At 61.8% G+C, this 18739-nt stretch carries 25 protein-coding genes; 17 read left to right on the top strand and 8 right to left on the bottom strand.

Going from position 1 to position 18739, the window contains the following annotated elements:
• Together AC1DOG_RS11535 and AC1DOG_RS11540 are read right to left on the bottom strand one after the other, a co-directional pair.
• The gene (locus tag AC1DOG_RS11535) at positions 1-1290 is read right to left on the bottom strand and encodes a dihydroorotase (RefSeq protein ID WP_477928081.1); all 1290 of its coding nucleotides are present in this window, start codon (positions 1288-1290) and stop codon (positions 1-3) included.
• Positions 1287-2243, bottom strand: a complete 957-nt coding sequence (locus tag AC1DOG_RS11540) for an aspartate carbamoyltransferase catalytic subunit (protein ID WP_018900172.1) — start codon at positions 2241-2243, stop codon at positions 1287-1289. The genes AC1DOG_RS11535 and AC1DOG_RS11540 overlap by 4 nt, the downstream gene beginning before the upstream one ends.
• Before the next feature lie 176 nt (positions 2244-2419).
• Between AC1DOG_RS11540 and AC1DOG_RS11545 the strand changes: the two genes are divergently transcribed.
• From AC1DOG_RS11545 to AC1DOG_RS11565, 5 genes are all read left to right on the top strand, one after another.
• Positions 2420-4069: an acyl-CoA dehydrogenase family protein gene (locus AC1DOG_RS11545; RefSeq protein WP_111561310.1), complete on the top strand. Its 1650-nt coding sequence runs from the start codon at positions 2420-2422 to the stop codon at positions 4067-4069.
• Positions 4069-4689 (top strand): GNAT family N-acetyltransferase, encoded by a 621-nt coding sequence (locus AC1DOG_RS11550; protein WP_477928083.1) that lies wholly within the window; start codon positions 4069-4071, stop codon positions 4687-4689. The genes AC1DOG_RS11545 and AC1DOG_RS11550 overlap by 1 nt, the downstream gene beginning before the upstream one ends.
• A gap of 142 nt (positions 4690-4831) precedes the next feature.
• Entirely contained in the window at positions 4832-5494 is a 663-nt protein-coding gene (locus AC1DOG_RS11555; RefSeq protein ID WP_026283304.1) for a TetR/AcrR family transcriptional regulator, read from the top strand.
• Between the two features lie 148 nt (positions 5495-5642).
• Positions 5643-5792 carry a hypothetical protein gene (locus AC1DOG_RS11560; RefSeq protein WP_018900168.1) on the top strand — a complete coding sequence of 50 codons (150 nt, stop codon included), beginning with the start codon at positions 5643-5645 and terminating at the stop codon, positions 5790-5792.
• Complete coding sequence (locus tag AC1DOG_RS11565; RefSeq protein WP_018900167.1) at positions 5789-6121, top strand: DUF6105 family protein; 333 nt, start codon at positions 5789-5791, stop codon at positions 6119-6121. Before AC1DOG_RS11560 ends, AC1DOG_RS11565 begins: the two co-directional genes overlap by 4 nt.
• Here AC1DOG_RS11565 and ruvX read toward each other — a convergent pair.
• Positions 6058-6552 carry a Holliday junction resolvase RuvX gene (ruvX, locus tag AC1DOG_RS11570; RefSeq protein ID WP_477928086.1) on the bottom strand — a complete coding sequence of 165 codons (495 nt, stop codon included), beginning with the start codon at positions 6550-6552 and terminating at the stop codon, positions 6058-6060. The genes AC1DOG_RS11565 and ruvX overlap by 64 nt on opposite strands.
• A gap of 119 nt (positions 6553-6671) precedes the next feature.
• On the opposite strand from ruvX, the gene AC1DOG_RS11575 reads away from it, so the two are divergent.
• The 6 genes from AC1DOG_RS11575 (at position 6672) to AC1DOG_RS11600 (ending at position 10617) form a co-directional block, all read left to right on the top strand.
• Positions 6672-7376 (top strand): metal-dependent hydrolase, encoded by a 705-nt coding sequence (locus AC1DOG_RS11575; RefSeq protein WP_477928088.1) that lies wholly within the window; start codon positions 6672-6674, stop codon positions 7374-7376.
• Positions 7377-7436: 60 nt separating this feature from the next.
• Entirely contained in the window at positions 7437-7943 is a 507-nt protein-coding gene (locus AC1DOG_RS11580) for a hypothetical protein (protein WP_477928090.1), read from the top strand.
• Positions 7944-8014: 71 nt separating this feature from the next.
• The gene (gatC, locus tag AC1DOG_RS11585) at positions 8015-8302 is read left to right on the top strand and encodes an Asp-tRNA(Asn)/Glu-tRNA(Gln) amidotransferase subunit GatC (protein WP_113199602.1); all 288 of its coding nucleotides are present in this window, start codon (positions 8015-8017) and stop codon (positions 8300-8302) included.
• 54 nt (positions 8303-8356) lie between these two features.
• Complete coding sequence (gene gatA, locus AC1DOG_RS11590) at positions 8357-9838, top strand: Asp-tRNA(Asn)/Glu-tRNA(Gln) amidotransferase subunit GatA (protein WP_018900163.1); 1482 nt, start codon at positions 8357-8359, stop codon at positions 9836-9838.
• Between the two features lie 20 nt (positions 9839-9858).
• The gene (locus AC1DOG_RS11595; RefSeq protein WP_477928092.1) at positions 9859-10323 is read left to right on the top strand and encodes a GNAT family N-acetyltransferase; all 465 of its coding nucleotides are present in this window, start codon (positions 9859-9861) and stop codon (positions 10321-10323) included.
• 24 nt (positions 10324-10347) lie between these two features.
• Positions 10348-10617, top strand: a complete 270-nt coding sequence (locus AC1DOG_RS11600) for a hypothetical protein (protein ID WP_477928094.1) — start codon at positions 10348-10350, stop codon at positions 10615-10617.
• A gap of 33 nt (positions 10618-10650) precedes the next feature.
• Here the strand turns inward: AC1DOG_RS11600 and AC1DOG_RS11605 are convergent, their stop codons facing one another.
• Complete coding sequence (locus AC1DOG_RS11605; RefSeq protein ID WP_111561319.1) at positions 10651-10908, bottom strand: YjhX family toxin; 258 nt, start codon at positions 10906-10908, stop codon at positions 10651-10653.
• Positions 10909-11203: 295 nt separating this feature from the next.
• Here AC1DOG_RS11605 and AC1DOG_RS11610 point away from each other — a divergent pair, with 295 nt between their 5' ends.
• The gene (locus AC1DOG_RS11610; protein ID WP_018900159.1) at positions 11204-11710 is read left to right on the top strand and encodes a GNAT family N-acetyltransferase; all 507 of its coding nucleotides are present in this window, start codon (positions 11204-11206) and stop codon (positions 11708-11710) included.
• Here the strand turns inward: AC1DOG_RS11610 and AC1DOG_RS11615 are convergent.
• The gene (locus tag AC1DOG_RS11615; protein WP_477928097.1) at positions 11707-12012 is read right to left on the bottom strand and encodes a DUF1294 domain-containing protein; all 306 of its coding nucleotides are present in this window, start codon (positions 12010-12012) and stop codon (positions 11707-11709) included. The two genes, AC1DOG_RS11610 and AC1DOG_RS11615, sit on opposite strands and share 4 nt — an antisense overlap.
• Before the next feature lie 147 nt (positions 12013-12159).
• Between AC1DOG_RS11615 and gatB the strand changes: the two genes are divergently transcribed.
• The 5 genes from gatB (at position 12160) to AC1DOG_RS11640 (ending at position 15752) form a co-directional block, all read left to right on the top strand.
• Complete coding sequence (gene gatB, locus AC1DOG_RS11620; protein WP_477928099.1) at positions 12160-13665, top strand: Asp-tRNA(Asn)/Glu-tRNA(Gln) amidotransferase subunit GatB; 1506 nt, start codon at positions 12160-12162, stop codon at positions 13663-13665.
• A gap of 63 nt (positions 13666-13728) precedes the next feature.
• Positions 13729-14235, top strand: a complete 507-nt coding sequence (locus AC1DOG_RS11625; RefSeq protein ID WP_477928101.1) for an N-acetyltransferase family protein — start codon at positions 13729-13731, stop codon at positions 14233-14235.
• A gap of 70 nt (positions 14236-14305) precedes the next feature.
• Positions 14306-14710 carry a GNAT family N-acetyltransferase gene (locus tag AC1DOG_RS11630; RefSeq protein WP_477928171.1) on the top strand — a complete coding sequence of 135 codons (405 nt, stop codon included), beginning with the start codon at positions 14306-14308 and terminating at the stop codon, positions 14708-14710.
• Between the two features lie 105 nt (positions 14711-14815).
• On the top strand, positions 14816-15214 hold the full coding sequence (locus AC1DOG_RS11635) for an NADH:ubiquinone oxidoreductase subunit NDUFA12 (protein ID WP_018900154.1): 399 nt from the start codon (positions 14816-14818) through the stop codon (positions 15212-15214).
• Between the two features lie 106 nt (positions 15215-15320).
• On the top strand, positions 15321-15752 hold the full coding sequence (locus AC1DOG_RS11640; RefSeq protein ID WP_113010746.1) for a DUF2155 domain-containing protein: 432 nt from the start codon (positions 15321-15323) through the stop codon (positions 15750-15752).
• A gap of 9 nt (positions 15753-15761) precedes the next feature.
• On the opposite strand, the gene AC1DOG_RS11645 is transcribed toward AC1DOG_RS11640, so the two are convergent.
• From AC1DOG_RS11645 to accC, 3 genes are all read right to left on the bottom strand, one after another.
• Positions 15762-16691: a DUF2167 domain-containing protein gene (locus AC1DOG_RS11645; RefSeq protein WP_477928173.1), complete on the bottom strand. Its 930-nt coding sequence runs from the start codon at positions 16689-16691 to the stop codon at positions 15762-15764.
• Positions 16692-16758: 67 nt separating this feature from the next.
• The gene (gene aat, locus AC1DOG_RS11650) at positions 16759-17379 is read right to left on the bottom strand and encodes a leucyl/phenylalanyl-tRNA--protein transferase (protein WP_477928103.1); all 621 of its coding nucleotides are present in this window, start codon (positions 17377-17379) and stop codon (positions 16759-16761) included.
• Positions 17380-17384: 5 nt separating this feature from the next.
• A complete protein-coding gene (accC, locus tag AC1DOG_RS11655; RefSeq protein WP_477928105.1) occupies positions 17385-18731 on the bottom strand; it encodes an acetyl-CoA carboxylase biotin carboxylase subunit in 1347 nt (448 codons plus the stop codon).
• Between the last annotated feature and the right edge of the window lie 8 nt (positions 18732-18739).

An 18739-nucleotide genomic window follows, 5' to 3' on the forward strand; every position in this document is an offset into this window, starting at 1 on the left:
TTACGACGTATGCACGCACTGGCCGGCGACGTATGTCGCGACCGCACGCCCGCTGAAGCGCGCGTCTTCGAACGGCGTGTTCTTCGAGCGCGAGAGAAGCATGTCCTTGGCGACAATCCAAGGCTCTTCGAGATCGATCAGCACGATATCCGCCTTGGCGCCCGGCTTCAGCGTACCGGCATCGAGACCGAAGATCTGCGCCGGCCGCGTCGACATGGCATCGATCAGCCGCATCAGGCTCACATGCCCACTGTGGTGCAGGCGAAGGGCGGCCGCCAGCATGGTCTCGAGCCCGACGGCACCATCGGCCGCCTCGCCGAAGGGCAGCCGCTTGGTGTCGACGTCCTGCGGGTCGTGCGAGGAGACGATGATGTCGATCGCCCCGCGGGCCAGCGCATCCACCATCGCCACGCGATCGTCTTCCGAGCGCAGCGGCGGATAGAGCTTGAAGAAGGTGCGGTACTCGCCGATGTCGTTTTCGTTGAGCGCCAGATTGTTGATCGAGATGCCGCAGGTGACCGTCGCGCCACGGCTTTTCGCCAGTTCGATCGCCTCGACGGATTCGGGCACCGAGATCATCGCCGCGTGGTATTTGCCGCGCGTCAGCTTGGCGATGCGCAGGTCGCGTTCCAGCGGGATCAGTTCGGTTTCGCGCGGGATACCACCGAGGCCGAGCCAGCTTGCGAACAGCCCCTCGTTCATCACGCCGCCGGCGGCCAGATGCTGGTCGCGCGTCTCGCAGGAAATCACCGCGCCGAATTCGCGCGCATAGGTCATCACCCGGCGCAGTACCTGCGCGTCGTGGATGCTGGAGTGGCCGTCGGTGAAAGCCACCGCGCCGGCTTCCATCAGCATGCCGATCTCGCTCATCTCCTCGCCGGCGAGCCCACGGGTTATCGCAGCTGCCGGGTAGACATTGACAACGGCCTTGTCGCGAGCGGTCTTCTTGACGAATTCGACCAGCGCGATGTCGTCGATCACAGGATCTGTATCGGGCATCATGATGATCGAGGTCACGCCGCCCGCGGCCGCCGCCCGGCTGGCGGATTCGATCGTCTCGCGATGCTCGGCCCCCGGCTCGCCGATATGGACGCGTGCATCCACGAGACCCGGTGCGGCGATCAGGCCGGCGCAGTCGCGCACCATCGCGCCTGCGGGCACGGCTTCGTTCAGCGCATCCTTGCCGGAAGCGACGATCACGCCGTCCTTGACGACGATCGCTCCGACCTCGTCGAGATTGCGCGAGGGGTCGATGATGCGAACGTTCTTGAAGACGATCGAGTTGCTCATGCGCCGGCTCCTTCGCTGCGGGGACCCTGGTTCTGCGAGATCAGCAGCGTTTCCATGACAGCCATGCGTACGGCGACACCCATTTCGACCTGTTCGGCAATCACGCTCTGCGGTCCGTCCGCGACCTCGGAGGCGATTTCCACTCCGCGGTTCATCGGTCCAGGGTGCATGACCAGCGCATCCTCCTTCGCCGCCTTCAGCGTTTCCGCGTCGAGACCGTAGAAGTGGAAGTATTCGCGCACCGACGGCACGAAGGCGCCGGACATGCGCTCGCGCTGCAGCCGGAGCATCATCACGACGTCGGCGTCCTTCAGCCCTTCCTTCATCGAATGGAAGACCTCGACGCCCATGTCGGCGATCCCAGCCGGAAGCAGCGTGGCCGGCGCCACGACCCGAACCCTGGCACCCATGGCGTTGAGAAGCAGGATGTTGGAGCGCGCCACGCGCGAATGCAGCACGTCACCGCAGATGGCGACGATGATGCGCGAGAGCTTGCCCTTGGCGCGGCGGATCGTCAGCGCGTCGAGCAGCGCCTGCGTCGGATGCTCGTGCTGGCCGTCGCCGGCATTGACCACCGAGCAGGAGACCTTCTGCGCGAGAAGGGCGGCGGCGCCTGCGCTCGAGTGGCGGATAACCAGCACGTCGGGGCGCATCGCGTTCAGCGTCATCGCCGTGTCGATCAGCGTTTCGCCCTTCTTCACCGAGGAATTGCCGACCGACATGTTCATCACGTCGGCGCCGAGGCGTTTGCCGGCGAGCTCGAAGGAGGCCTGCGTGCGGGTGGATGCTTCGAAAAACAGATTGATCTGCGTCAAACCTCTAAGGGTCGACGTCTTTTTCTCTCGCTGTCGACTGATCTTGACGGCCTCGTCGGCCTTGTCGAGGAGAAAGGTGATATCTTGCTCTGTGAGCCCTTTGATACCGATGAGGTGGCGGTGGGGAAAGAAGACCATGAACCTGCCTCTATGCTGTCGTCAGCGGCTCTATAAAGAGTGCGTGCGGCGGCGGCAAGCATGCGCTGTGGGCAAACCGCGCTCTCCCCCTGCAATTTTGTCGCAATTGGGCTAAAGCACAAGGAGTGCCAAACTTCCGGTTTCCCTTTGCCCGCCTCATACTCTAGAAGCGATTCATGACATCCGCTGAAGAAAAACTCGCCGAACTCAACCAGCCGAGCCTGTGGTCCGGCATCAACGCCTACAGGTCCGATCCGCTGATCGTCGACCTCACTGGTGCGTTGCCGCGCGGCATTCGCGATGATCTCGACAATATGGGCCGTTACGTCACCTCGCCGGAAGCGCAGGAGCTGGCGCGCATGGCAAACCAGGGTGTGCCGCAACTGCGCACCCATGGCCCGCGCGGCGAACGGCTCGATGTCGTGGAGTTTCACCCGGCCTGGCACGCGCTGATGCGCCGCTCCATGTCCGTCGGCCTTCATTCGTCCGTCTGGGACCCGCAGGCCGATGCCGAGGCGAAGGATCAGGCCCACAAGATCCGCGCCGCTCGCTTCTATCTGTCGGCGCAGCTCGAGACCGGCCATCTCTGCCCGATCACCATGACGAGCGCATCCGTTGCCGCTCTCTCCGCGTCGCCGGCGGTCCAGAAGGACTGGGCGCCGAGGATACTGTCGCGCAAATACGATTCGGCGAACAAGCCGGCCATGCAGAAATCCGCCGTGACCATCGGCATGGGCATGACCGAAAAGCAGGGCGGAACCGATGTCCGTTCCAACACGACGTCTGCCGAAAAGGTCAGCGAGGGCATCTACCGCCTTTCCGGCCACAAGTGGTTCATGTCGGCGCCGATGAGCGACGCCTTCATCATGCTGGCACAGACCAAGGAGGGCATGGGCTGCTTCCTGGTGCCGCGCCTGCTCGAGGACGGATCGGCCAACGGTCTGCAATTCCAGCGCCTGAAGGACAAGGTCGGCAACCGCTCGAATGCCTCTTCCGAGGTCGAGTTCAGCGATACTTTCGGCTTCCTGCTCGGCGGTCCGGATGCCGGCGTCCGCACCATTCTCGACATGGTCACGTTGACGCGCCTCGATTGCGCGCTGGCATCATCCGGCATCATGCGCGCCTCGCTGGCCGAAGCCGTGCACCACACCCGTGGCCGCAGCGTCTTCGGCAAGATGCTGGTCAGCCAGCCGATCATGACCCGCGTGCTTGCGGACATGGCGCTCGACGTCGCCGCAGCCACAGCACTCTCCTTCCGTCTCGCCGACGCCTTCGACCGCGCCCGCGGCAGCGCCGAAGAGGCCGCCTATGCCCGCGTCATGACGCCGGTCGCCAAATACTGGTGCTGCAAGATCGCGCCGGCGCTCATCTATGAAGCGATGGAGTGCATCGGCGGCAGCGGCTATATCGAGGAACGCCCGATCGCTCGCCACTACCGCGAAGCGCCTGTCAATGCGATCTGGGAAGGCTCGGGCAACGTCATGGCGCTCGACGTCCTGCGTATCCTGAACCGCGGCAAGGATCTCTTCGAGACCGTCTTCGCAGGCCTTGCGAGGGATCTCGGCCCGGCCGGCAAGAAGACAATCGACGTGCTCCGTGCCGCCATGGCGCTTTGCGAACGCGACGAGGGCGCTGCCCGCCTGCTCGTCGAGCAGCTGGCGCTCGCGGCCGGCGCCGCAGAGCTCTATCGCCTGGGGGCAGGGCGCATCGCCGATGCCTTCATCGAAACCCGTCTCGCCGGCGGCTGGCGCTCTACATACGGCATGCTCGATAGCCGTTTCGACGCCAGCTACATCGTCGACCTTCTCTATCCGCCGGCATCCTGATGACGACAATGCTGCGCCGCGCGCGCCTCGACGATCTCGATCAGATCTACAACATCTCGCTGGTCACGGGTGACGCCGGCCAAGATGCAACGTCACTGCATGATGACGGCAAGCTCATCGGCCACATCTATTCCGCGCCCTATGTGACGCTCAGCCCTGAAACGGCCTTCGTGGCCGAGGATGCCGAAGGCGTTGCCGGCTATATTGTCGGTGTCTACGATACGCTTGCCTTTCAGGCAGAGCTTGAGCGCGACTGGTGGCCGGCGCTGCGCAGCGCCTACGCTGACCCTCAGGGCGATCCCGACCTCTGGAATGCCGACGAGAAACGCATCGCCGCGATCCATCATCCCTCGTCGGCGCCATCGGCCATCATCGAGGCGTTTCCGGCTCATATCCATATGAACCTGCTGTCGCGTCTGCGCGGGCAGGGGATGGGAACGAAGCTGCTCGACATGTGGCTCTCGCAGGCGAGAGACGCGGGCGTGAAATCCGTGCATCTCGGCGCCAGTGCGACGAATGCCAATGGTATCGGCTTCTGGGGCTCGCGCGGCTTCACGCGCCTCGGACCGCCGCTCGTCGAGCCGTCCGAGCGCACAGTCTGGTTCGGGCAGACGCTCTGATCGATGTCGCCGATCGGCGACATTAGGCTGCCCGGCGAGAATGGCCTGAAAACAATCCACAATCTTTCAAGGGGTTCGCCGTTGCCGGTTCGGAGCGGTGTTGTTACTCACCGATGAGTGACACCTGAAATCCGAGTCCCTGATGCTGAATGACCCCATGCCTTTGACCCCCATCGCGAGCGCACCGCAGGCCGAACCGGAAAAGCGTGTGCGTGACCGTGGCGCGACTGAAAAGGCGATCCTCAACGCCGCCAAGGCGCTGCTTGCGGAAGAGGGGTTCCAGAACTTCGGCATCAACGCCGTGGCCCGCAAGGCCGGCTGCGACAAGCAGCTGATCTATCGCTACTACGGCGGCCTGAATGGCTTGGTCGACGCGATCGGCGCCGATCTCGGCACATGGGTGAAGGACCGCATTCCCGAGGACACCGGTGGCATGTTCCTGCTGACCTATGGCGACCTGATGGAGCGCCTGTCGCTGCTCTTCCTCCAGGCGCTGCGCGACGACCCGCTGATGCGCCGTATCGTTGCCTGGGAAGTGTCCGAAAACACCGAGCAGGTCCGCCGCCTCTCCGAAGCGCGCTCGAAAGCACTGGCCACATGGCTGGAGCGCATGCGCGGCTCGCTGACGCCACCCAAGGGCGTCGACGCCGTCGCCGTCAACGCGATTCTGATCGCCGCCATCCAGCATATCGTCCTTTCGGCATCGGCCGGCGGGCAGTGCGCCGGCCTGGCGCTGAAGGCATCGAAGGATTGGGAAAAGGCGGAGCAGGCGCTGAAACGCATCGTTCGTGGCGTTTACGGCTGATTGGGCCCGGACTTTCCCACAGCCTCCCGCTCGGCCGTTAACCTTAACAAATGGTTTACGTTGCGCCAGAGTGTTTAAGAAGTCAGGTTACCAGACAGTTTCAAAGTTTGAGTTGTCTGGAACCATGCGAACCAAAATCGCGAGAATCATGTTCCTCGTTGCCGCGATGATGTTCTTTGCCGTGCTCGCGCTCGATATCGCGGTGCCGGCCCTGGTGCTGGGTTTGATGGCATTATCGACATGGCTGGTCTCGCTTGATCTGCCATTCGCAAAGCGACAAAGAGGGGCGACCGCATGAAGTGGTTCCTGATCTTCTGGGCCGGTCCGATCGTGTTTCTGGCGGGCTGGTACTGGCTATCCTACTACGACATGAGCTTCGGCATCTTCATGCTCACGCGCCAGGCCCATGACCTGACGTTCCAGGTCTACGCCAACATTCTGGGCATTCCCGCCGAAACCATTCCGCCGTTGGTCGCCCGCGCCGTCGTTGTCGACAGCCTCGTCGTCTTCGCCATCATGGCCTTCCGCAGACGCAAGAAGATCGCTGCCTGGTGGCGGGGACGTCAGGCGTCAGGTTCTTCGAGTGCTGCCCTTCCAAGCAAGGACAGCCTGTCGAGAGCGCCCTGAAGAATGAAGCTCGCGGCTGCCGAATCGATGCGTTCGGCCCGCTTGGCGCGTGACACGTCCATCTCCAGCAGTGCCCGCTCGGCGGCAACCGTCGACAGCCGCTCATCCCAGTAGACGAAGGGCAGGGCAGTCTTCTGCTCCATGTTGCGCACGAAGGCGCGCGTGGCCTGGACGCGCGGACCAGCCGATCCGTCCATATTCATAGGCAGGCCGATAACGAAGGCCGTGACCTTTTCCTTCTCGGCAAAGCCCAGAAGCACCTCGGCATCGATGGTGAACTTTTCGCGCTTGATGACCGGGCGCGGTGTCGAGAATCGCCGGCCGAGATCCGACATGGAAAGCCCGATCGTCTTGGTGCCGAGGTCGAGACCGGCGATAGCCTGTCCCGGCTGAAGGGTTGCCGCCAGTTCCTCGATCGTCAACACCGTCATCGTCGTTTCATCCCGTCAAAAGAAATTGAAGCCTCGACCGCTTTTCTTTGCGGCGGTATCGGTTATCTCCATACCCATCGAAGCAGGCTTTTGCATCACTTAATAAAAGGACAGATTTCATGAAGATCACTTGGCTAGGCCATGCGGCATTCCGCATCGAGACCGCGAAGGCAACCATTCTCCTCGACCCCTTCCTGACGCATAACGGCTCGTTCGCCGGCCAGGACATCAAGGACGTAACCGCTGGCGTCACCCATATCCTGTTGACCCACGGCCACGGCGACCACGTTGGTGATACCGTCGCCATCGCCAAGGAAACCGGCGCCGTCGTCCTCGCCAACGCCGATCTCGCCTCCTGGCTCGGCACCAAGGGCGTCTCGAAGATCGAGATGGGCAACACCGGCGGCACGGTTCCGCTTGGCGGCTTCTCGGCCACCTTCACCAATGCGCTGCACTCCTCCGCCCAGGTCACCGAGGACGGCGTCTCCCACGCGCTCGGCAGTGCCAACGGCCTGATGCTGCATTTCGATGACGAAGCCTCGATCTTCGCCATGGGCGACACCGACATCTTCTCCGACATGGCGCTGATCAACGAGCTGCACCAGCCCGATATTGGCCTCGTCCCCGTCGGCGACCGCTTCACCATGGGCGGTGCCGTGGCGGCACTCGCCTGCCAGCGCTACTTCAATTTCAAGACCGCGATCCCCTGCCACTACGGCACTTTCCCGATCATCGACCAGACGCCCGAAAAGTTCGTCGCCGGCATGGAAGGGTCGAAGACCGATGTGAAGGCGATCAAGCCGAGCGAGACTCTTTCGGTTTGACATCCGGCATCTAGTATCTGCCTTTGTCCCGCGGTCGCTTTGCAATCGCGGGACATTTTTATGGACGTTCAAAAGAAGCACTCAATCCATTCGACTTTACGTGAAAATATTGTTGAGCATCTCTTCGCAGGCGAGCTTTTGCGTACCCTTTGGCGAAAAGACATCTTCGACGCAGAAATATTGAAGAGCGAGTTCGATGCCGGCGGTTATGATCTTGTCTTGAGCCGACAGAACATCACGCGGCATATCCAGTTGAAGGTAAGCCGGCAGGGCGGCTCAAGAGCCGAAGTCAATGTCAGCATGCGGCTGGCGGAGAAACCGAGTGGCTGCGTTATCTGGATCATCGTTGATGACGCCTTGGACGTTCAAGAGTTCCGATGGTTTGGTGATCTGGATGCAAATCCCTTGCCCGACATAGCGGACATGAAGATCGTAAAGCACACCAAGGGCAACGCCCAGGGCGTAAAGAGTGATCGTCTCGGGCATCGGCTTATCAAGCAAAGTAGCTTCACGAAGGTAGATAGAATGGAAGACCTGCTGGTTTGCCTACTCGGCGAGGCAATTTGAACTGACTCGACCGTTGCACACAGCGGGCATGGCCTTTATAGCGAGTGGGAAAATCCCATCCGGAGAATATGATGTCCGTCGACCTAGCCACCGTTAAGCGCGTTGCGCGCCTTGCCCGTATTGCCGTCTCCGAAGATGAGGCAAACCGCATGGTCGGCGAGTTGAATGGGATCTTGGGCTTCGTCGAGCAGCTCTCCGAAGTCAATGTCGAAGGCGTCGAGGCGATGACCTCGGTCACGCCGATGCTGATGAAGAAGCGGACCGACGACGTCACCGACGGCAACAAGGCCGCCGATATCGTCGCCAACGCGCCTGTTACCGATCAGAATTTCTTCCTGGTGCCCAAAGTCGTCGAATAAGGCCCTGTGCCGCTTTCCGACCTCGTTGCCATTCAAGATTTGAAGCGAACCATCATGAGCGAACTCACCAGCCTGACCATTGCCGAAGCCCGCACCAAGCTGCGCGCCAAGGAGATCAAAGCAACCGAACTCACCGAAGCCTATATCTCGGCGATCGAGGCGGCCAACGACAAGCTCAACGCCTATATCAAGGTGACGCCCGAGAAGGCGCTGCAGATGGCCGAAGCCTCCGACGCCCGTCTTGCCAGCGGCAAGGGCGGCGAGCTTGAGGGCATTCCGCTCGGCATCAAGGATCTCTTCGCCACTGAAGGCATTCACACCCAGGCCTGCAGCCACATCCTCGACGGCTTCAAGCCGCATTACGAATCGACCGTCACGCAGAACCTGTGGGACGACGGCGCCGTCATGCTCGGCAAGCTGAACATGGACGAGTTCGCCATGGGCTCCTCCAACGAGACATCGCATTACGGTGCGGTCATCAACCCCTGGCGCGCCGCAGGCTCGAACCAGCAGCTGGTTCCGGGCGGTTCCTCGGGCGGCTCGGCCGCTGCCGTTGCCGCACACCTTTGCGCCGGCGCCACCGCAACCGACACCGGCGGCTCGATCCGCCAGCCCGCCGCCTTCACCGGCACCGTCGGCATCAAGCCGACCTACGGCCGCTGCTCGCGCTGGGGCACGGTTGCCTTCGCCTCGTCGCTCGACCAGGCCGGCCCGATCGCCCGCGACGTCCGCGACGCCGCAATCCTGTTGAAGTCCATGGCATCGGTCGACGCCAAGGACACGACCTCGGTCGATCTGCCGGTTCCGGACTACGAAGCCGTGCTCGGCCAGTCGCTGAAGGGCATGAAGATCGGCATTCCGAACGAATACCGCGTCGCCGGCATGCCGGAAGAAATCGAAACGCTCTGGCAGCAGGGCATCGCCTGGCTGAAGGATGCCGGCGCCGAGATCGTCAACATCTCGCTGCCGCACACCAAATACGCCCTGCCGGCCTATTACATCGTGGCGCCTGCCGAGGCTTCCTCGAACCTCGCGCGCTACGACGGCGTGCGCTACGGCCTGCGCGTCGACGGCAAGGACATTGCCGACATGTACGAGAAGACCCGCGCCGCCGGCTTCGGCCACGAAGTCAAGCGCCGCATCATGATCGGCACCTATGTTCTCTCGGCCGGCTACTACGACGCCTATTACATCCAGGCGCAGAAGGTCCGCACGCTGATCAAGCGCGACTTCGACCTCGCCTTCCACGCCGGCGTCGACGCCATCCTGACGCCTGCCACCCCGTCGTCCGCCTTCGGCATCGCGGATGAGGACCTGGCATCGGATCCGGTCAAGATGTACCTCAACGACATCTTCACCGTCACCGTCAACATGGCCGGCCTTCCAGGCATCGCCGTCCCCGCCGGCCTCGACCACAAGGGCCTGCCGCTCGGCCTGCAGCTGATCGGTAAGCCGTTCGAAGAAGAAACCCTCTTCAAGACGGCCCACGTCATCGAACAAGCCGCCGGCCGCTTCACCCCCGCCAAGTGGTGGTAAGCGGACTGAAAATCAGAGACATGACGATCGCCGACCACATGCTGGTCGGCGAAGTCGGTTTTGGGGCTTGGGAATCCAGCGACGCCTTCAAGGGCCATGATCTCGCCCCTGAGATTGCCGAACGCGTCCGGCACGAATTTTCGATCTTCGCAGAGAGCACATCGGGTGACGTGCACGTTGCCGAAATTGATGGCGTAGTCGCCGGCTGGACGGCGCGGGACGGTGCGCGCGATTACGTGTCGGACCTTTGGGTGCATCCGGATTACCAGGGCAAGGGCGTTGGCCGAGCGCTGATGCTCCACATCGTCGAACTCATCTCGGCAGACGGCTATCCATTGGCCCGCATCGATACCCATGCCAGTAACACCGGCGCGATCCGGCTGTATGAACGTTGTGGTTTTGCTATCGTGTGGCGCGGGATCGAGTTTTCCAACAGCATGGGGATCGATCTCGAAAAGGTTCATATGGAGAAGGCGCTGCCTTAACAATCCACTGACAGGAGTAGGTTTATGGCATCGCAGATTTCAACGCTCGTCGAGGCCTTCGACCGCCTGGCCGCCGCGGATTTCGCGATGGGCGCGGAGTGGAAGGCCGTGCACGACATCTGCCAAGCCCATGAAGGCGAACAGGCTTTCGATTGGGGCCACGCGCTTTGTCACCGCGTCGAAGGCGATACATGGAATGCCGGTTACTGGTATCGGCTCGCGGGCAAGTCGGTTGCAAGAGGTTCGTTTGGTGATGAGTGGGCCGCCATGCGCCCGGCATTGCTGGCCAAGTGAAAACGGCGCCACCTGCGCGGCGCCGTTTCCCTGTCATCGGTTGTCCAGTTGCGAGCGCACGAGCCGCAGCCCGCGTTCGGTGATCCGATACGGTTGTCCGGTCTGCGACCTGATCGCCTTCAGCCGTTTGAGCTTTCGAAAGAGTTCGAGGTCGAAGCCGGGGTAGAGCCAGCCGTCGCGGGTAAGGCAGTTGACGGCCTCGATCTTCTTTTTGTCGTCGCGTTCGATTTCGATGCGGCCGCCTTGGGCCAGCAAGTGCAGGATGCGCTGTTCCGCGCGTGAAATATCCATGGAGATGTTGATCCGGTCTCGCGCCATTCAAGGCGCACAAAAACGATCTGGCGTCCGGAAGGGACGTCAGGGCTTCGTTCTCGTCGGGCCCATACGCGCAAGAAAACTTGCGGGCAGGGCCTTTACCGGGTCTCTGATTGCGAGCTCAACATCAGGATTTGATAGGCTTCGGCCCCGTCGCCGTCAAGCAGGCTCCGTCCAATGCAATGCGGGACAAAGCTCTCCTGACGTTACGGAAGGCTTTGATATGGCCTGATTCGGTGGTTTACTTTCCTCGGTGTTTCGGAGGTTCTGATTGATCACTATTCGCAATGCCCATGAGGGAGAGGCCGAGGTTCTGAGCGAGATCGGCCTGCGCGCCTGGCAGAAGGCCATGGCGCCGATTGGCGAGGCGGATGCGATGGCGTCGGCTGCCCGCAGCGCCTTCATGAATTTCGCCGAGACCCGCTGGCTCACCATTACCGTCATCGAATGGAACGGCCACACGGCCGGATGGGCCGCGCGCGAAAATCTCGACGAGACGATTTCCGACTTCTGGATCGACCCGTCGTTCACCGGCCATGGCCTCGGCTCGGCACTGCTGCAGTCGATCGAAAAGGAGGTGGCGGAGCAGGGGCTCGATAGCGTGATGATGCAGACGCACGCCGAAAACAACGAGGCGATCACCTTCTTCAAGAAGAACGGCTACGCCATCCACTGGCTCTCGGTCGCCTATAATCCCAAGCTCGACCGCGACGTTCCTTCCGTCGGGCTCTCGAAGCCGGTGTCATCGCAGGGTGAGGGGCCGTACGGCGCTTTCTAGATCAGCCTAAGCATCTTCGCCGCGATGGCTGCTATGAGCGCGATCACGGCAAGCAGATGAAAGCCGCAGATCGCCATCAGGTCCGAGCGAAACGGCTCCTTGCGGGTCTTGTGGCGCAGCAGTTGCTGGGCGCTCACGGCGCCGGGGCTGCCGGCAAGGAAGGCAAGCGTCAGAAGCGTTTTTTCGCTGATGCGCCACTGGCCATAGCGCGCGGCCTGCTTGTCGACGAAGTAGATCGTAAACACCAGCCCGTTCCAGGCTGTGAACAGTCCGATGATTTTGGCGAGATCAGTGAGAAGCATCGGCGAAGTTTAGCGGCGGCCCGTTAACAACCGAAAAATGCCGGGTGCGTGGCGCGCAATGGCCGAGACCATGCCGAAAGCCTTGCACCGGAAGGTCATTTCCGTTACCTCACCAGTTGAATAAGATAGCCTCAAAAGAGCATTTCCATGACCCTTGTCGACGTTCGCACGCCTGATCCGAAACGCTTCATTCCCGGCGCCACTGGCGATTGGGAAGTCATCATCGGCATGGAAGTCCATGCGCAGGTGCTGTCCAATTCGAAGCTGTTCTCCGGCGCATCGACCGAGTTCGGCAAGCCGCAGAATTCCAACGTCTCGCTGGTCGATGCGGCCATGCCCGGCATGCTGCCTGTCATCAACGAGGAATGCGTCGCCCAGGCGGTCCGCACCGGTCTCGGCCTGAAGGCGCAGATCAACAAGCGTTCGATCTTCGACCGCAAGAACTACTTCTATCCCGATCTGCCGCAGGGCTATCAGATCTCGCAGTTCAAGGATCCGATTGTCGGCGAGGGCCAGATCGTGATCTCGCTCGGCCCGGATCGTCAGGGCCAGTTCGAGGATATCGAGATCGGCATCGAGCGCCTGCACCTGGAACAGGACGCCGGCAAGTCGCTGCACGACCAGCACGCCACCATGTCCTATGTCGACCTCAACCGTTCGGGCGTCGCCCTGATGGAAATCGTCTCCAAGCCGGACATGCGCTCGTCGGATGAGGCCAAGGCCTACATGACCAAGCTGCGCTCGATCGTGCGCTACCTCGGCACCTGCGACGGCAACATGGACGAAGGCTCCATGCGCGCCGACGTCAACGTCTCGGTGCGCCGCCCGGGCGAAGGCTTCGGCACGCGTTGCGAGATCAAGAACGTCAACTCCATCCGCTTCATCGGCCAGGCGATCGAATACGAAGCCCGCCGCCAGATCGCCATCCTCGAGGATGGTGGCGTGATCGACCAGGAAACCCGCCTGTTCGACGCCGGCAAGGGCGAGACGCGCTCGATGCGCTCGAAGGAAGACGCGCACGATTATCGCTACTTCCCCGATCCAGACCTGCTGCCGCTCGAATTCGACGACGCCTTCGTGGCGGCGCTGGCGGCCGATCTGCCGGAGCTGCCCGACGACAAGAAGGAGCGCTTCGTGCGCGAACTCGGCCTGTCGATCTACGACGCTTCCGTGCTCGTGTCGGAAAAGGCGATCGCCGATTACTTCGAAGCCGTTGCCGAGGGCCGCGATGGCAAGATGGCTGCCAACTGGGTCATCAACGACCTCCTGGGCGCCTTGAACAAACTCGGCAAGGACATTGAATCGACTCCGGTTTCCGCCGCTCAGCTCGGTTCGATCATCGACCTCATCAAGGCCGAGACCATCTCCGGCAAGATCGCCAAGGACGTCTTTGAAATCGTTCTGACCGAAGGCGGCGACCCGGCCGAGATCGTCGAAAGCCGCGGCATGAAGCAGGTCACCGACACCGGTGCCATCGAAAAGGCCGTGGACGAGATCATCGCCGCCAACCCGGATCAGGTCGCCAAGGTGCAGGCCAAGCCCGCTCTCGCCGGCTGGTTCGTCGGCCAGGTGATGAAGTCGACCGGCGGCAAGGCCAACCCGCAGGCCGTCCAGGCGCTGGTCAAGGCCAAGCTCGGCATCGTCGAGGAATAGGTCATCCGGTATCGCCGAAAAGTGTGAAGCGGTTTTCGGATAGCCGATGCCGGAAGGAAGAAAATGGTCTACTTCGTCCGCACCGCCAGCGAGCGCGATCTCGACAAGGTTCGCGCTCTCCTGGTCGAAACCTTTCATGCGAGCTACGACGCGCAGCTTGGCGCGCCGAAGGTCGATGAACTGGTCGCGACGCTCTTCTCGCCTGCGGCGTTGAAGACGCGCATGGCAAACAAGAATGCCGAATTCCTGGTGGCCGATGACGGCAAGGAAATCGGCGGCGTTGGCTATGCCGCCATGTCCGGTGAGATGACGAAGACGGTCATGCTGCACTTGCTCTACGTGCGCCCCTCGTTGCAGCGCGAGGGTATCGGCCGTGATATCTTCGCCGAGCTGGAAACCTGCTTTCCGGCAGCCGAGATCATGCGGCTCGAGGTCGAGCCGCGCAACGAGGCGGCGATCAGCTTCTACCACCGGCTCGGTTTTGCCGATGTCGGCCAGAGCGAGAACAACGGCCCCGGCCAATCCGGCATTCCGGCGCTGATCCTCGAAAAACCGCTCGCCAGCTACTGAGGCATTTCCCGTGGCCAAAGAGATCATCATTCGCGAAGCCCGCCGGGACGATCTGAAGGCATTGATCGCCATGTTCGCTGCCGATGATATCGGCGGGCACGGCGATACGGTTTCAGAAGACGCGCTGCCGGATTACGAGCGCGCTTTCGCAGCCATCGCGGCCTCTCCCGACCAGACGCTCTACGTCGCCGAACTGGCCGGCGAAGTCGTCGGCACTTTCCAGATCGCGATCACCACGACGCTCACCGGCCGCGGCACCTCCTTCATGATCATCGAGGCCGTGCAGACGCGCAGTGATATGCGCGGCCAGGGCATCGGCGCCCGGATGATCGAATTCTGCATCGAAAAGGCGAGGACGCGTGGTCTGCCGCGCGTGCAGCTCATCTCCAATGCCAAGCGCAAGGATGCCCATCGCTTCTATGAGCGGCTCGGTTTCGAGCCCTCGCATCTCGGCTTCAAGATGGCGCTGAAATGAACCCTTTTGCCTTCGGAATCACTGGACAACAGGCGCTGCTGGCGGCATAAGCGAAGGATCGAATTCTGGTCCCGCTTGCTCCCAAGGCAGGCACAAGGAAAAGACATGAAAACTCTCCTCCTGCAAATCTTCACCTGGTGGAACGGTCAGACGATCGGTACCCGCTTTGCGACCTGGCGTTTCGGCAAGCGCGTCGGCGAAGATGAATTGGGCAACGTCTACTACGAAGGCGGCACGACCTCCTTCGGCCTTCCGCGTCGTTGGGTGATCTACAAGGGCTATGCGGACGCATCGGCGATCCCGCCGGGCTGGCACGGCTGGATGCACTACCGCACCGACGTACCGCCGTCCAAGGAGACCTATGTCGCCAAGGAATGGCAGAAGGGACACCGCGCCAACCCGACCGGTTCGCCGCAGGCTTACCGTCCGCCGGGCTCGCTCGCCGTTGCCGGCGAACGTCCGCGTGTCACCGGCGACTACGACGCATGGACGCCCGGCAGCTGATCGCAGCCAGTCCGGCCCGGTTTTTGGCCACAATTGACCTATACCCGCAGAATGGCCGCAGACACTGCGGCCTTCTATTTTTGAAATGCGGTGGAGACGGAAAGATATGAAGCTTCTCACGCGGAACCCCGTCCTGCGTGCCGCCGGCATTGCCCTGGCGCTTGGCTCGTCCTTCCTGCCGCAGACGGTTCTCGCCGCCCGCATCGACAATCCTGTCGCCGTCTTTTCCGGCCTGGACAAGATCACCGGCCGCATCACCACCTTCGATGTCTATGTGAACGAGACCGTCCAATTCGGCGCCCTGCAGGTGACGCCGAAGGCTTGCTATTCGCGCGACCAGAGCGAGGTGCAGAAGATCGATGGCTTCGTCGAAGTCGACGAGATCACACTGGACCGCAAGATCCGCCGCATCTTCACCGGCTGGATGTTTGCCGACAGCCCCGGCCTCAACGCCGTCGAGCACCCGATCTATGACGTCTGGCTGAAGGACTGCAAGGCGACGTCGGACGTGCCTGCGCCCGACGCCAAGACGAACTGACCCTTAACGTTACGCCGAGGGTTTCTTGCGGGAGAACATTCCCTTGAGGGCCCGCAATAGCGCGGCTCCCGCGACAAGAACAAGCACGCCGGCCTTCTTGAAGAAAACCGCTGCCTTTGCGAGCAGCCCGACTTTGGCCGCGACCTTCGCGCCGGCGCCAGCGGCGATCATGCCGGCCATGCCGTAGGCCGCCAGCTTGTCTCCGCTTTCGTAATCCTTGTAGGTCTTGCCGCTGTCGAATTTGACCATGGTCAGCACGTTGGGGACGGCGGACTGAATTTCCTTCAGTTGATCCATTCCCGCCACGAAATTGAACATGAAAACGCCTTCGCGCCCAAAGACGCGTACGGAATAGTTCAGCGTGTGCGCTTGGCTCATGTCGTCGCCGAAGATGAGATCGCGCGCCCAGTGCAGCGCATGCGCGGATTGGTCGTAATGCGGGGGTGAAGCCCAGCCGACGAGCGTGATCTTCTCGAAACCTTGCTTCTCGCGTTCCGGGTTGGTTTCCGCGATCGAGTCCTTGATGTTCTGGAGCAGTTCGTCGTAGTCGGTGGATGCGGCATCCACGTCGGAGACGTAGCCGTCAGCACTGTATTCGACGACGGAGCCCCACGACCCGCCTTCAACGGGAGCGTATTTGGCGGGGAAGACCATCCCCATCGTTCCTTCGCCCGCTTGTGGCGGATTGCCCCAGATGTCGACGATCACGCGGCGTGCGTCGGCCGGGCTGAGATAGTAGAATTCCTCGGGAATATTGAGGGTGGCGTTCGCGCCCGGAATCTTGATCGCGCCTTGCTGAAAGTCGATCTTTTCCAGGGTAGCCTTATCGGCATCTCCGAAACGATCCGCACCCGGAAACATCTCCTGATATGGTTTCGCCTGAGCCAGCGTTGCTGCCAGAACGAAGAGGGACGTCAGCGCGGCAATTTTCAACTTCATGAACAATACTCCCGTTAAAGGCGCGACAATAGGCGACCTGGGAGTAACGTCAACGTGAACGTGTATTTTATTGTGCAAAAGACAGATGCGGCGAAGCCATCGCCTTGGCCAGCATGTGCTCGTACTCGTCCTTCGGAACGTCGATGGCGCCGAAGGTCTTCAGGTGCTCGGTGGTGAACTGGGTGTCGAGCAACACGAAACCGTTCTCCTTCAGCCGCTCCACCAGATGCACGAGGCAGATCTTCGAGGCGTCCGTGCGCCGCGAGAACATGCTCTCGCCGAAGAAGGCGGCACCCAGCGACACGCCGTAAAGCCCGCCCACAAGCTGGTCGCCATCCCAGGCCTCGACGGTATGGGCATGTCCCATGCGAAAGAGCGATGCGTAGAGCGATCTGATCGTCTGGTTGATCCAGGTGCTTGGGCGCCCCGACGTCTCCTCAGCGCATGCCGCGATCACGGCCTCGAAGTCATGATCGAAGCGGATCTCGAACGGTTTGCGCCGGATGGTCTTGGCGAGGCTTTTGGAAACGTGGAAATCATTGAGCGGCAGGACGCCGCGAAGATCGGGCTCGACCCAGAAGATCTCGGGGTCGTCAGCCGATTCTGCCATCGGGAAGAGCCCGATGGAATAGGCGCGCAGGAGAATTTCCGGTGTGATGCCTGGAGATTTCCTGCGCGACCCTGCCATTGCGGTTAAGCCGGCTTGCTGGCCAGATAGTTTTCTAGCCAGTGGATGTCGTAGTCGCCGTTGGCGATGTCCTGGTTGTCGACCAGATCCTGGAAGAGCGGCAGCGTCGTCTTGATGCCGTCGACCACGAACTCGTCAAGCGCACGACGCAGACGCATCATGCATTCGACGCGGGTGCGGCCGTGCACGATGAGCTTGCCGATCAGGCTGTCGTAATAGGGCGGGATCTTGTAGCCCTGATAGACACCCGAATCGATGCGCACGCCAAGACCACCAGGCGCATGGAAATGCGTGATCGTGCCGGGCGAGGGCACGAAGGTGCGCGCGTCCTCGGCGTTGATGCGGCATTCGATGGCATGGCCATGGAAGTGGATCTCATCCTGGGTGACGGACAGGCCGCCGCCGGAAGCGACGCGGATCTGCTCGTGCACGAGGTCGATGCCGGTGATCGCTTCGGTGATCGGATGCTCGACCTGAAGACGGGTGTTCATTTCGATGAAATAGAACTCGCCGTTTTCGTAGAGGAACTCGATCGTGCCGGCGCCGCGATACTTCAGCTTCTTCATGGCGTCGGCGCATACTTGGCCGATCTTCATGCGCTGTTCGACGTTGAGGGCAGGCGAGTTGGCTTCTTCCCAGACCTTCTGGTGGCGGCGCTGCAGCGAGCAGTCGCGTTCACCGAGATGGATGGCATTGCCTTCGCCGTCGCCGAACACCTGGATTTCGATGTGCCGCGGCTTGCCGAGGTACTTTTCCATGTAGACGGCTTCGTTGCCGAATGCGGCAGCCGCTTCGGTACGGGCCGTCGACCAGGCCTCGATCACGTCGTCAGCGCTCTTGGCGACCTTCATGCCGCGTCCGCCACCACCGGCAGTCGCCTTGATCAGCACGGGATAACCGATTTCGGCGGCCGTCTTGATGGCCTCTTCCTCGGTCCTCACTTCGCCGTCGGAACCGGGAACCACGGGGATGCCGAGTTCCTGCGCCGTCGTCTTGGCGGTGATCTTGTCGCCCATGATGCGGATGTGTTCCGCGGTCGGGCCGATGAAGGTGATGCCGTGCGCTTCGAGGATCTCGGCGAACTTGGCGTTCTCCGACAGGAAGCCGTAGCCCGGGTGTACAGCGTCGGCGCCGGTGATCTCGCAGGCAGCAACGATCTGATGAATATTCAGATAGCTGTCGCGCGACGGCGGCGGGCCGATGCAGACGCTTTCGTCGGCCAGGCGCACATGCATGGCGTCGGCATCGGCGGTCGAGTGAACGACGACGCAGGGAATACCGAGCTCCTTGCAGGCACGAAGCACGCGAAGGGCAATTTCCCCGCGGTTGGCGATGAGGATTTTCGAGACCATGACGTCCG

The organism is Rhizobium sp. 01N48, from assembly GCF_056399145.1.

Bases quoted from the DNA above. Each gene is read 5' to 3' on its own strand.
- AC1DOG_RS11535 (WP_477928081.1), bottom strand. From the start codon at position 1,290: ATGAGCAACTCGATCGTCTTCAAGAACGTTCGCATCATCGACCCCTCG.
- AC1DOG_RS11540 (WP_018900172.1), bottom strand. From the start codon at position 2,243: ATGGTCTTCTTTCCCCACCGCCACCTCATCGGTATCAAAGGGCTCACA.
- AC1DOG_RS11545 (WP_111561310.1), top strand. From the start codon at position 2,420: ATGACATCCGCTGAAGAAAAACTCGCCGAACTCAACCAGCCGAGCCTG.
- AC1DOG_RS11550 (WP_477928083.1), top strand. From the start codon at position 4,069: ATGACGACAATGCTGCGCCGCGCGCGCCTCGACGATCTCGATCAGATC.
- AC1DOG_RS11555 (WP_026283304.1), top strand. From the start codon at position 4,832: ATGCTGAATGACCCCATGCCTTTGACCCCCATCGCGAGCGCACCGCAG.
- AC1DOG_RS11560 (WP_018900168.1), top strand. From the start codon at position 5,643: ATGTTCCTCGTTGCCGCGATGATGTTCTTTGCCGTGCTCGCGCTCGAT.
- AC1DOG_RS11565 (WP_018900167.1), top strand. From the start codon at position 5,789: ATGAAGTGGTTCCTGATCTTCTGGGCCGGTCCGATCGTGTTTCTGGCG.
- ruvX (WP_477928086.1), bottom strand. From the start codon at position 6,552: ATGACGGTGTTGACGATCGAGGAACTGGCGGCAACCCTTCAGCCGGGA.
- AC1DOG_RS11575 (WP_477928088.1), top strand. From the start codon at position 6,672: ATGAAGATCACTTGGCTAGGCCATGCGGCATTCCGCATCGAGACCGCG.
- AC1DOG_RS11580 (WP_477928090.1), top strand. From the start codon at position 7,437: ATGGACGTTCAAAAGAAGCACTCAATCCATTCGACTTTACGTGAAAAT.
- gatC (WP_113199602.1), top strand. From the start codon at position 8,015: ATGTCCGTCGACCTAGCCACCGTTAAGCGCGTTGCGCGCCTTGCCCGT.
- gatA (WP_018900163.1), top strand. From the start codon at position 8,357: ATGAGCGAACTCACCAGCCTGACCATTGCCGAAGCCCGCACCAAGCTG.
- AC1DOG_RS11595 (WP_477928092.1), top strand. From the start codon at position 9,859: ATGACGATCGCCGACCACATGCTGGTCGGCGAAGTCGGTTTTGGGGCT.
- AC1DOG_RS11600 (WP_477928094.1), top strand. From the start codon at position 10,348: ATGGCATCGCAGATTTCAACGCTCGTCGAGGCCTTCGACCGCCTGGCC.
- AC1DOG_RS11605 (WP_111561319.1), bottom strand. From the start codon at position 10,908: ATGGATATTTCACGCGCGGAACAGCGCATCCTGCACTTGCTGGCCCAA.
- AC1DOG_RS11615 (WP_477928097.1), bottom strand. From the start codon at position 12,012: ATGCTTCTCACTGATCTCGCCAAAATCATCGGACTGTTCACAGCCTGG.
- gatB (WP_477928099.1), top strand. From the start codon at position 12,160: ATGACCCTTGTCGACGTTCGCACGCCTGATCCGAAACGCTTCATTCCC.
- AC1DOG_RS11625 (WP_477928101.1), top strand. From the start codon at position 13,729: ATGGTCTACTTCGTCCGCACCGCCAGCGAGCGCGATCTCGACAAGGTT.
- AC1DOG_RS11630 (WP_477928171.1), top strand. From the start codon at position 14,306: ATGTTCGCTGCCGATGATATCGGCGGGCACGGCGATACGGTTTCAGAA.
- AC1DOG_RS11635 (WP_018900154.1), top strand. From the start codon at position 14,816: ATGAAAACTCTCCTCCTGCAAATCTTCACCTGGTGGAACGGTCAGACG.
- AC1DOG_RS11640 (WP_113010746.1), top strand. From the start codon at position 15,321: ATGAAGCTTCTCACGCGGAACCCCGTCCTGCGTGCCGCCGGCATTGCC.
- AC1DOG_RS11645 (WP_477928173.1), bottom strand. From the start codon at position 16,691: ATGAAGTTGAAAATTGCCGCGCTGACGTCCCTCTTCGTTCTGGCAGCA.
- aat (WP_477928103.1), bottom strand. From the start codon at position 17,379: ATGGCAGGGTCGCGCAGGAAATCTCCAGGCATCACACCGGAAATTCTC.
- accC (WP_477928105.1), bottom strand. From the start codon at position 18,731: ATGGTCTCGAAAATCCTCATCGCCAACCGCGGGGAAATTGCCCTTCGC.